Annotated in this window: 13 protein-coding genes; 3 read left to right on the plus strand and 10 right to left on the minus strand. The window is 29.5% G+C overall.

What is annotated here, in order from left to right; all coding sequences use genetic code 11:
- Nucleotides 1-259 precede the first annotated feature (259 nt).
- Nucleotides 260-403, minus strand: coding sequence for a hypothetical protein (locus AJ885_RS10350; protein WP_002807233.1), 144 nt, complete (start codon nucleotides 401-403; stop codon nucleotides 260-262).
- Nucleotides 404-414: 11 nt separating this feature from the next.
- Nucleotides 415-729 carry a hypothetical protein gene (locus AJ885_RS00180; protein ID WP_070210654.1) on the minus strand — a complete coding sequence of 105 codons (315 nt, stop codon included), beginning with the start codon at nucleotides 727-729 and terminating at the stop codon, nucleotides 415-417.
- Between the two features lie 189 nt (nucleotides 730-918).
- Here AJ885_RS00180 and AJ885_RS00185 point away from each other — a divergent pair, with 189 nt between their 5' ends.
- Nucleotides 919-1968, plus strand: coding sequence for a DNA cytosine methyltransferase (locus tag AJ885_RS00185; protein ID WP_002875392.1), 1050 nt, complete (start codon nucleotides 919-921; stop codon nucleotides 1966-1968).
- Nucleotides 1961-3991, plus strand: a complete 2031-nt coding sequence (locus tag AJ885_RS00190) for an ATP-binding protein (protein ID WP_070280514.1) — start codon at nucleotides 1961-1963, stop codon at nucleotides 3989-3991. Before AJ885_RS00185 ends, AJ885_RS00190 begins: the two co-directional genes overlap by 8 nt.
- Nucleotides 3992-4056: 65 nt before the next feature.
- Here AJ885_RS00190 and AJ885_RS00195 read toward each other — a convergent pair whose 3' ends face one another.
- The 4 genes from AJ885_RS00195 to AJ885_RS00210 are packed head-to-tail and all read right to left on the minus strand — an operon-like array spanning nucleotide 4057 to nucleotide 7543.
- Entirely contained in the window at nucleotides 4057-5025 is a 969-nt protein-coding gene (locus AJ885_RS00195; RefSeq protein WP_070276109.1) for a phage late control D family protein, read from the minus strand.
- The gene (locus AJ885_RS00200; RefSeq protein ID WP_002910020.1) at nucleotides 5019-5210 is read right to left on the minus strand and encodes a tail protein X; all 192 of its coding nucleotides are present in this window, start codon (nucleotides 5208-5210) and stop codon (nucleotides 5019-5021) included. The genes AJ885_RS00195 and AJ885_RS00200 overlap by 7 nt, the downstream gene beginning before the upstream one ends.
- Nucleotides 5203-5577 (minus strand): phage tail protein, encoded by a 375-nt coding sequence (locus AJ885_RS00205; RefSeq protein WP_002789966.1) that lies wholly within the window; start codon nucleotides 5575-5577, stop codon nucleotides 5203-5205. Before AJ885_RS00205 ends, AJ885_RS00200 begins: the two co-directional genes overlap by 8 nt.
- A 1-nt stretch (nucleotide 5578) precedes the next feature.
- Complete coding sequence (locus AJ885_RS00210; RefSeq protein ID WP_057038865.1) at nucleotides 5579-7543, minus strand: phage tail tape measure protein; 1965 nt, start codon at nucleotides 7541-7543, stop codon at nucleotides 5579-5581.
- A 29-nt stretch (nucleotides 7544-7572) separates the two neighbouring features.
- Here AJ885_RS00210 and AJ885_RS00215 point away from each other — a divergent pair, with 29 nt between their 5' ends.
- Complete coding sequence (locus AJ885_RS00215) at nucleotides 7573-7803, plus strand: hypothetical protein (RefSeq protein ID WP_002789978.1); 231 nt, start codon at nucleotides 7573-7575, stop codon at nucleotides 7801-7803.
- Here the strand turns inward: AJ885_RS00215 and AJ885_RS10355 are convergent.
- From AJ885_RS10355 to AJ885_RS00230, 4 genes are all read right to left on the minus strand, one after another.
- On the minus strand, nucleotides 7790-7927 hold the full coding sequence (locus AJ885_RS10355; protein ID WP_002865793.1) for a hypothetical protein: 138 nt from the start codon (nucleotides 7925-7927) through the stop codon (nucleotides 7790-7792). The two genes, AJ885_RS00215 and AJ885_RS10355, sit on opposite strands and share 14 nt — an antisense overlap.
- Entirely contained in the window at nucleotides 7911-8147 is a 237-nt protein-coding gene (locus AJ885_RS00220) for a phage tail assembly protein (protein ID WP_002789979.1), read from the minus strand. Before AJ885_RS00220 ends, AJ885_RS10355 begins: the two co-directional genes overlap by 17 nt.
- A 10-nt stretch (nucleotides 8148-8157) precedes the next feature.
- Entirely contained in the window at nucleotides 8158-8673 is a 516-nt protein-coding gene (locus AJ885_RS00225) for a phage major tail tube protein (RefSeq protein ID WP_002865794.1), read from the minus strand.
- Nucleotides 8674-8819: 146 nt separating this feature from the next.
- On the minus strand, nucleotides 8820-9626 hold an 807-nt coding region (locus AJ885_RS00230; protein ID WP_070280516.1), incomplete at its 5' end, for a phage tail sheath family protein.

The following is a 9626-nucleotide window of genomic DNA, read 5'->3' on the forward strand; positions in this document are numbered from 1 at the left end:
GCTTTTAGCTAAACTCTCAAAAACAGGTAAAAAATCCTTATCAAATCCGCTAATTTCAATTTTTATAGCCATTTATATCCTTTCTTATATAATTTTTATTTTTATTATACCATAAAGGGTTTTGTTGTAAAATTGGAAAAAACTTTTTTTATATATAAAATTACATAAATAAGACAATCAAAATACAATATAAAAGATTAAAGAATAGTAAAAACGGTTTTTTAAAAAAACTAATATAAATATATGGCTAATTATATAATTAATCCTCCTCTAAGCCATCATTAATTCCTGCTTCTGCAAGTTCAAGCTGTTCTTTTTGATACACTTTATCATCTTTAAAGGCTTCAAAACTTTTTTCCCATAAAACCTTTCTTTGCTCTATATATTCTTGATCTTTACACATATTAATCCTTTTTATTTATCAGGTTTAAAACCACTATCTAAAATTATTTTTGTCATTGCACCTTTAAGTTTATCAAAACGATTTAAAGCTTGCATATTACTAACTCTAAGCAATCTTATTTTATCATCTTTTTTATAAAACACTTTAAAAACTTCATCACTTTGTTTGTGTTTTACCATATCATCTAAACCACATTTTTCTATAAACTCACAATCTTTAGCAAAAACTTCATTTTCTACATCAAATAAATCTTGTTTATAAGCATTTGATGAATGGGGATCACAAGAATGAACATCAATAATATAATCTTGTATATTTTTTTGCATATATAAAACCGCTTTTCAAATCAAAGTCATTTGATACTTAAAATCAAAGTATTGTTTTTTGAATTTGATTTCTAATGCAAAAAATATCATTAATGTTGTCTAAGGTGTTATTAAACATTTAGCTAAAAGTCTTTTAAGCATCTTATATAAAAATTAATTGTATAATTTAAAAAAGAGATAAAGTGTTTTATGAAAGAAAGTAAAGTAATTGATTTATTTTGTGGTGTTGGTGGATTAAGCTGTGGTTTAAAACAAGCTGGCTTTGAAATAATAGCAGGATATGATTTGGATAAAACTTGCAAATATGCTTATGAAAAAAATATAAAAGCACAGTTTATAGAAAAAAATATAAAAAATATTTCTTCAAATGAGATCCAAGAATATTTTGGTGATACAAAATATAAGATTCTAGTAGGATGTGCTCCATGTCAAACATTTTCCAAATACACCAAAGGCAAAAATAATGAAAATGATGAGAAATGGACTTTACTTAATGAATTTCTTAGATTAATAATTGAAATAAAACCTGAAATTATTAGTATGGAAAATGTGCCTGATTTGGAAAAATATCCGATATTTAAAAATTTTATTAGTACTTTAAAAAAACATGGTTATTTTATTGATTATAAAATTATATTTTGTCCAGAATATGGCATGCCTCAAAATAGAAAAAGATTAGTTTTATTGGGATCTAAAATTAAAGAAATACACATTATAAATAAAACACACCACAAAGAAAATTACAAGACAGTAAGAGATGCAATAGGCTTTCTACCTAAGATTAAATCAGGAGAACAATCTAAAACAGATCCATTACACATAGCTAAACCTTTATCAGGATTAAATTTAGAAAGAATTAAAGCTACTCCTAAAAATGGAGGTAGTTGGAAAGATTGGCCTGAGCATTTAATACTTAAATGCCATAAAAAAGAATCTGGTAAAAATTTTGGTAGTGTATATGGAAGAATGAAATGGGAAGAACCTTCTCCTACAATGACTACTTTTTGCACGAGTTTAGGAAATGGTAGATTTGGACATCCTGAACAAAATCGTGCAATAAGTTTAAGAGAGGCAAGTTTATTGCAAACATTTCCTTTAGATTATGATTTTATTGATAATGAAGTTGGAATTAAAACATCTGTTATCTCAAGACATATAGGAAATGCTGTTCCTCCAAGACTTGGGGAAATAATAGGAATAAGCATTAAAAAACATCTGATAGGAGAAGCGTATGGCTAATACAATTGAATTTTCTATAGCAAATAAAGCTGTAAATCATTTAGGAAGAAAACTGTATAATAGCAATCCTCCAGCAATAGCAGAACTAATAGCAAATTCTTATGATGCTTATGCAACACAGGTAGATATAGTTCTTAATGAAACCTTTCTTGTAGTAGCCGACAATGGGAAAGGTTTAAATGTTGATGAGCTGCAAAAAAAATATGCAAAAATAGGAAGAAACAAGGATAAGGAAAATCCTATCAATAATCTTAAAGAAAGACTTCCAATGGGGCAAAAAGGAATTGGAAAACTAGCTGCTTTTAGTTTGGGAGATATGTATACCGTATATACAAAAAGTATTAATTCTGATAAGTGGATTACTTTTACATTAAAATATGAAGAACTTTTAAGTGAAGAAAATACTCATAATGTTGTCTATCAAGAAATTGAAAATTTACCGACTGAATTTAGTCAATATAACTCTAATCAATCTGGAATGATTGTCAAAATAGAACATTTAAGAAGAAGGGTGATAACTTCAACTACAGATAATTTAAAAATTCATTTATCTAGAAGATTTTATATTGCATCTAGCAAAGATAACTTTAAAGTTAAAATTAACAATGATGAAGTTAGTTTAGAGTCGCACATATATTATGATAGCATAGAGTTATTGGTTTATTTTGGATATAGCACAGAAGAGATTAATGAATTATTTCCCAATGTTGATGTATCTAAAAAAATCCCCTATAATAGAGATCAAAATGTTATTAAATACTTTAATGAAAATAAAATAAAAGGATGGATGGGAGGTGTTGCAGAGCTTAAAAAAATTCAAACTAAAAATTTTGACTTTAACAATGTAATCGTATTCATTAATAAAAAAATTGCTGATGAAAATATTTTTAAAGAAAGTGCTAATGCAAGAATTGCTAGTCAATATTTAGTAGGAGAAGTTCATGCAGATTTTTTTTATTCTGAAAATGACTCTCCAATTACATCAAGCAGACAAGGTTTAGATATTTCTGATGAATATGTAAGCGAATTTATTGACAATTTAAAAGACGTAAGAAATGTTTTTGTAAATAAATGGCAAGAAATTAGAACCAAAGATTCAATTAGTTATATTCCAGAGGACATTAAAAACAATGAAAGTTATCAAAATTGGCTTAAATCTTTAGATGATAGAAAATTAAACATACATAAAAAATTTTTACACATTATGATCCAAGGAATTGATGAACAAGATAAAGAAGATGAAGAAATTTACCATAAAAATATCAAACAAATGATAAGTTCAATTGTTCATACTATCAATAACGTTGATATCCAAGAACTAGAAAATAGCTTAAATAGAAACAATAATTCATTTACAGAATTATTAAATACTCTAATGTCTAAAATTGCAAACTCTGATCACTTAAAGGTTTATGAAATAGCAAAAAATAGAATTTTGGCAATCAAAAAACTTCAAGAATTAATGAATGAGAATAATACTCCAGAGAAATTTTTTGAAGATCACTTGTATGAACATCCTTGGTTAATTAATCCTTATTGGAGTAAAAAATTAAATAATCAAGAATCGTTTAATATAGTACGTCAAAAGTATTATAGGGAAATTGATAAAGAAGGTGAAATACATAGAAATTTTATTGATATTTTAATTAGTATAGCCGAAGAACAATATCCCATTATAGTAGAATTAAAAAAAAATACTGCTACGGGACATGCAAAAATTGAGAGTGAAGATATTAGTAGACAAATTAGAAGATATAGAACGGCATTAATGCAAAATTTACCTCACAATATGAAACCAATAAAAAAAGAAGATATTAAGGCATATTTTATTATTTCAGAAGATGCTGGAATAGAGGGAAGTGGAAATACTATCCAATTAGATGCTACGGACATTAAATCTCTTGAAGAAAATTACAAAATCAAGCTATTAAAATACAATCAGATTATTGACAATGCACTATGTATTTATGAAGAATTTGTCAAGATAATAGAAAGTGAAAAAAATATCCCTTGTTTTAATTAATTCAATATAAATAGATTTGATTAGTTTGCTAGTTTTTAGAAAAAGGAAGGCTTTAGTCTTCCTTATTACCCTTCAAAATTAACACTTATAGTATATCCACTCAAAGAAAAGTCATGTTTTACATCTTTAATACTAAAAATAACCTTTTCATCAATGCCTTTTATTTCTAAATTCGCTCCTGCTTTGATATTTTTCCCTACCATGCTAAAACTTCCTTCAAAAGAGCCTTTATTTAAAGCATTAAGCTTAGCATTTGCCAAGTTTAGTGCCTCACTATCATTCTTTACTCCAGCAATCTTTAGCTCATAAACACAACCCTTATCATTGCCACTTAAAACGCTTTTAACAATGCCTTGTTCTATATCTTGGTAAGTTAGTTTAACGCCTGTATAATCATTGCGATTTTTAATACTGATATTTAAATCACTAAGTTCGCTTATATCTAAAGTATATTTAATGCCACCCTCTTGTTTTCCACCACCCTTTACACCCTCTTGTGCTGCCTCTTTTTGCTCTATGATGATAAGAGTTTGTTCTTTTATACAAGCTAAAAAGCCATATTTTGCACAAAGAGTATAAATAAACTCAATATCGCTTACATTGTTTTGAAGTTCATGTTTGATATAAGCTTTGTTTGCATTATTTGTTTTTGCTTTTAAATTATTTTCCCCAGCAATTTTTAAAGCAATATCTGCAAGATTAGTATTTTCCCAAGTCCTTGATTTTTTGTTTTTAATATTGCTAGCAAAATTAATCGCAGTAGCTTTAATATCTGTTGTTTTAGAGCTATAATTTTTACTAAAACTATTAATGCTAAAAGTACCACATTTAAAAAGTTTTTCATCAAATCCAAGCCAAAGTTCTAACTTATCGCCAAAAGGAGCTCTTGCATAAAGTCCATTTAAACTGATGCTTATCTCATCACTTTCATCCTTGGCCTTATCATCAAAGCTTAGATTAATAAGATTAAGACTTATCTTTTGTGTAATATCTTTATCATTTGCTTTTATCTTAAAGCTAGGATGATTTACCATAAAGTTTCTTCCTTGTTTTCTTGAATTTCAATATTAGGCAAAATCACTTTATCTCCTGTTTTTAAAAGAGGCTCTAATTTTGGATTGGCTAATAAAACTTGATCAAAATACAAAAGCGTTCCATAATGCTTATAAACCACACTATCAAGCCTTTCATTGTTTTTTGCAATGTAAATCTCACTCATCAAAATCCCTTTGTAAATTAAGTTCAAAACTTTGTGTTAAAAAGCCACTGCCTTCTAAAAAAGCACTTTGTTTTTCGCTGATACTTAAAATCGCAAATTTTCCAAAATAAACTCCACTGGCACTACACATTGCATAGCTTTTATTTTGAGAAGCCATTTGCTTTAAAGTATCTAAATAAGTGTTTTTATCTTTACTAAGCGGTAAAGTTTTGCCACTTATTTTAATACTTTCATTTGCTTTAGCAACGCTGATTAAAGCATTATGATTATTAATACGTTCAATGCTTCTAATGCCGTATTCATAATTTTTTTCAAGCTCATCTACATTTAAAGCTTCAAACTCAAACTCACCTAAACAAAATATCATTTTAACCCCAAATTGTTGTCTGCACTTTTTTATCTGCATTTTTATTTAATGCACTTAAAACACTATTTTCAACTTCTTTTGCGAAAGCTTTTAAATCAAACACTCCATTATTTGAACTTATATTAAAAGTTCCATTAATATTTACATTGATTTCATTTTTTTTAGAAATATCACTTCTTTTGGATAAAGCGGCAATTTCAGCTTGTCTTGCTTCATGCTTTGGAGCACCTGATCTTACTATGCCATGATGGGTTCTAGAATTATCATTTTGTAAATTTTGATATTTTTCTCCATCAACTTTTTTATCATTATCACTAAAACCAAAAAAAGAGGCCACGCTTTTAGCTATATCTTTAATCTTTGCAAATGCTTTGCTTAACCATTCAAACTTAGAAGCAAACCAATTAAATAAACCACCCCATAAAGAGCTAAAAAACTCGCCAAATCCGCTAAAAACGGAACTAATTTTATCTATAAATCCAATGAAAAAGGTTTTAACTTTATCCCAGTTCATGATAACAAGCGTTGCAATGGCGGCAATTGACATTAAAACAAGCCCTATAGGGTTGGTTAAAAAAGCGATTTTTAATATATTAAAAGCAGTTCTTATAGCATTAAGCGTAAAAGCAAATTGCGCTCCTGCAATTTTTGCAACCAAAAATCCTACTTTTAAAGCACTAAGGGCCACACTAGCTATAGTTAAAGAAACTACTAAGGTACCTATAACTTTACTTAAATTTGGAAAAGCATCAATAATCTCTCTAATAAAGTTAATCAAAGATGAGATACTATCCATGACAAAGCTTAAAGCAGGTGCTAAAGCTTCGCCTATGCTTGCACTAAGATTTGCCATACTGGCACTAAGTTTTGCAAAGCTTGTGTTAGTGGAGTCTCCTAACTTTTTAAATTCATTATTTAAAGCACCCATTTTTGTATTTTTTAAAGATTTTAAAGCTTGTTCATACTTATCTGTATTGTCGACTAAATTTTGCATCATGCCTGCAGCACCCGTCCCAAAAACTGAATTTAAAAAAGAGACCATCTCATCTTTTGGTAAGGTTTTTATCTGATTTAAAAGTACTTTAACCGCACCGCTTGCATCTTGTTTAAAATAAGCACTTAGTTGTTCTGTACTAAGCCCCAAGCTTAAAAACTTGGTTTTCATATCATCACTTGCATTATTTAAATTACTCATAACGCTAGTCATTGCTTTAAAAGTTCCAATCGCTTCGCCTTCATCTTTAGTCGCACTTGCAAAAGCAGCACTTAAAGCTGCCGCACCCTCTGCACTCATACCAATAAGCTTTGCATCGCCTCCTACTTCATTCATTATCTTAGCAACACTTGAAGCACTTACATTGCTTGCTTTAGCTACACCAATTATCTTATCTCCAAGATTTTGCATATCTTTGGTATTTAATTTATAAATATTAGAAAGCTTACTCATGAAATTAATACTTTCTTCATTATTTAATTTAAAGACTTTGCTATACTTAGCACCAAGTTCGCTAAATTTTAAAAGCTCACTTTCGCTTTTTATCCCAAGCCTTGCTCCTGCTTCACCCAATTTAGTAAGCTCATTAACATTCATTCCTATATTAGAACTTAGTTTTAAAAAGTTTTTTCGTAAAAGATTTAAACTTTCATTATTTGTATTTAAAAAGGCGTTTATATTATTCATATCATCTTCAAGATTAGCACTGATTTTTACAGGCACACCGATGGCTAAAGCACTTGCGCCTTTAGCCATAAGCTCACCTTTTAAAGCACTAAATTCTTCACCTATTGCTTTAATCTTTGCCTTGGATTTTTCTAATGCATCAATACTTTTATTTAAGGCTTTTACACTTTTATTGCTTTGATCCAAATTAGCACTAAACTTTTTTAAAGCTTCAGTGTTTTTAGCAAATTCTTTAAAGCCTTTAAAGGCTAAAGATATACCAAAGCTAAGTCCTAAATCTTGCATATTTTTCCTTTTTATTGTAAAATCTATTTATGAAAAAAATAGACAATGCTTTTAATGCTAAAATCATCTTTTTAAAAAACTTTAAAATCGTTTTTAAAGCCTTTTTAACACTCGGTATTTTTGTCGCTTTTATGCTTTCTTTTTTAAGTGATGATTATTTAGCAGGTTTTGTTAATATCACTTCATTTTTTGTGCTTTTTTCTTTAATACTTTATATTGTAACCTTTATCTATTGTTTTTTTAAGCTTAAACACTCTTAGCGATTTTTAAACTGATATCTAAAAATTCAAGATAATCTTTTATGTTTAAACTCATAATTTCACTATAAGAAAAATGCAAATAATGAGCTATTAACGCAATAGCTTCATTATTCAGTGCTCCCACTGGGAGTTTGGTAATTGTTTAATTCATTGCTTAAAAGAGTAATGTCTTCAAGACTTAAATTATCAAGTTCTTCTAAACTCATATTAGTACATTCTCCTATCATATAAAAAGCTCTCGAACCTTCGCCTTTTTGCATATCCATAGAACGACGCAACATCCCAGCTGTTGGGGGATTAAATTTAACTTCATTTCCATTTGATAATTTGATTATTTTTGACATAATTTTCTCCTTATAGACTTAAATTTGCTTTTACTTTTGCCATTTTATCAATGCCATTAAATTCTAGAATAAGATTTTTTATATCAGCTAAAAATAGTCTTTTGCCATCCATTGTGATTTTTATAAAATGCACATTGATTTTTATTTCACTTGTAAATTCGCCACCTGCTACAATAGAAGGGGGAGTCATAGATGTAAATTCTCCATTTAACTCCACTACAAAAGGCACTTGTTTTCCTGATCCGCTTTGATGAATACTTGCTTTAAAAACAAGTGGGATTTTTGTTTTAGAAAAAGTATTTACTCCAAAAGCTTCAAAAGCTTGTTCTCCCATCTCACTAATTTTAAAAGAGCATTCCATTGCTTTAAATACACCCGTGCCATAATTTGCACTCAGCGCTCCTTTGCTTTCTAATACTTCTTGTTCTATAATAGGCAAAGTAATATCTCTTGCTACCCCAGCATAACCATACCCATCTATAAAACAATTTGCTTGTTCAATTACTTGAGGTACTTTATTAAACATGTTATTCTCCTTCTTTTAACTTCGCGGTGGAAGTAAATTCCACCTTACAACAAGGGATTTCATCCCCTTGACCCCTCTCTTGTGCTTTACACTCTCTTTAAGCTTGTGCTTTACACTCTCTGTGAGAAAGCCCCAAAAGCCACCTTTTACTCTGCACTAATAGTTTTAATCAAATCACTCGCCCATTCATCAGAGTAGATGAACTCTAAAGTGATTTGTTTAACGATTGGATTATTCATCATTTTTATATTTAGATAAAACTTACCAGCACTCACATTGGCATCTGTGTTTCTTTCTTCATCCCAGCTTACCTCATAGCCAATTAAAACCTTAGCTCCTTTTAAATCTCTTAGCAATTCTTCAATGCTGATTTTTATAAAATATAATTCACTTGCTTTTTTATCAATAGCCTTAAAAGCTGCTTTTTGTCCTGCTAGGGCTATACGATCAAAGGTTCTTACACGAGCTAAATCTTGCCAAATCGTATCTTCATGGCTAGTTTCCCCACCCCAAGAGCGATAACCTTCACCTAAAATACAAGTTGAAATGTGAGCATTTCTTAATCTTTCTGCATCACAATCAAAGCCATTGATAAACTCTATAAAATGTTCTGTGCCAGTAACCCCATTCATCACTCTATTTGAGTAAGAATCACTAAAGCCATATTCTTTATCCCCATCTGTATGAGCTATTAAACCTGCGATGATAGGAGATTGTGGAACATAAGCATAAGATCCCCTTGTATTTAGGATTTGAACCTGTGGCCAAGTGGCAATTAATCTTTTAGAGCTAAAAGCCTCCATTGTATTAATAGCTTCGCCAACATTTGTAGCGTAAAGATCCACAATAGCTGTGATATTCATAGAACTTGCCACACTTTCAAGCTTAGCCTTTACTCCTGCTTCATGTGAGTAATAAGGAGCAATGATTAAATCAGGGCTAAAGCCTGTTTT

The sequence above is a fragment of the Campylobacter sp. BCW_6464 genome (assembly GCF_001762775.1).
Lineage (GTDB): Bacteria > Campylobacterota > Campylobacteria > Campylobacterales > Campylobacteraceae > Campylobacter_D > Campylobacter_D jejuni.